The organism is Faecalicoccus sp., assembly GCF_036552745.1.
GTDB lineage: Bacteria > Bacillota_I > Bacilli_A > Erysipelotrichales > Erysipelotrichaceae > Faecalicoccus.
In genome coordinates this window covers 1-1,696 of record NZ_JAXKBY010000192.1, presented here as the reverse complement: position 1 = coordinate 1,696, position 1,696 = coordinate 1, and the positions used below count along the sequence as shown (strand labels likewise).

Sequence of the window (1,696 nt, the reverse complement as noted above, 5' to 3'; positions counted from 1 at the left end):
TTTGTCAATATATTTGTTTGATTTTTTGATAAAAAAAAGAGAGGCGCACATTTTGTGTGCTCCTCAAAGTGTTCATTTTCTTAACTTAATGACATTGGAGTTACTCTCCCTTTTTATGTTTCAGGCACTTTGCTCATTTGACTACCTGATTTACAGCATAGTATCAAGCATGGTCAATTTGTTAATCACACTCAATTTTGTCATTAAATTTCATATGTATATCAGCAGTGTTTACAAATAAAATAAATATGCAATTTGTTATGAAACAGCGCCTTCTGGAACAGATATATGTTCTTCTATCATCGTTTCAAGTAAGCCTTTATCTATTTTATCGATTTCTTCAGCCAGGTTGACCGCATGATCATTGATTCGATCATAATCGGTTAAGATTCTGGAGAAAGCAATTCCCAGTTCACTGGAAATAGTTTTGTCTTTTAAGCCCTGGATCTGAGCCGTTCTCCATTCCTGTGTGTTTTCATCGATTTGGTTATTGTAGTTGTTTGCCTTGTTTAGATCAAAGATAAAATCATGCATTTTGAAAGTTCTTTTTTTCATCTTTCGCAAGATTGTTTTTTCGGCATCATTTGTGGTTTCTTTCGATATAACCAAAGCCTGTCGATCCATATTGATCGCATAATCACTGATACGTTCAATATCGACTAACATCGTATAATAAGCGGTAAGTGTTTTTGAAGTTTCCTGATTTAAGTTGCCATAGGCAAAGGCATCGGTAATATATTTGGAGATCGCACTGTTCAAGAAGTTAACAGCCGCTTCTCGTTTCTGAATCGATTTGGAACGATCTTCTTTATAGTTGATCAGCTGATCAAAAGCATCCGATACATTGGTATAGGCAAGCTTCATCATACGCATTATTTCATCATTGACCTGTTGCACATTGATGGCTGATAAACCAATGATTTTATTGCTTTTGGGTAGAGGCTGTAAATACATTAAACCCTCCGAATCCACCGATAATTTCTCACTTGGAAGAATATGTTGTGCCAAGGCAGCCAAATAAGTTCCAAATGGCAATAAGATCAATGTTGTGACCACATTAAACAATGTGTGCATATTGGCAATCTGCTGGGCTGCATTATCCGGTGACCATCCGGCAACCACGGAAGTGAGCGGCGTCAACAGACAAACCGTGGTAAAGATGATCGTACCGATGATGTTGAAACTCAAGTGAATAATCGTTGTCTGCTTGGCTTCTCGACTGGTTCCAAAGGATGCCAAAATGGCTGTAATACAAGTACCGATGTTTTGTCCAAACAATACAAAGACTGCACCATCCAAACCAATCAAACCACTCCGGGCTAAAGCCTGCAAGATACCTAAGGAAGCCGAAGAACTCTGAATGAGAGCGGTGAATAAAGCGCCTACTAAAATACCGATGGCAGGATTGGAAAAGTTTGTCAACAATGAGATGAACGCTTCGGATTCTCTGAGTGGACTCATAGAAGAAGACATCATGTCCATACCAATAAACAAAATACCCAGACCGGCAATGATCGAACCAAAATAATGAAGCTTTGGATTCTTCAAGAAAACGATCAATACAACACCGGCAAAGGCGATCAGTGGTGCAATCTCACTGACATTCAGTGCCACCAGCTGTCCGGTGATGGTCGTACCGATATTGGCACCCATAATGATCCAAACAGCCTGCTGCAAAGTCATCAAACGGGCATTT

Annotated in this window: 1 protein-coding gene; it reads right to left on the bottom strand. The window is 39.2% G+C overall.

Annotated elements, in window-relative coordinates; all coding sequences use genetic code 11:
- Window positions 1-258: 258 nt before the first annotated feature.
- Window positions 259-1,696 (bottom strand): Na/Pi cotransporter family protein (locus U0M88_RS09070; protein ID WP_331869599.1); only part of this gene is annotated, 1,438 nt, incomplete at its 5' end.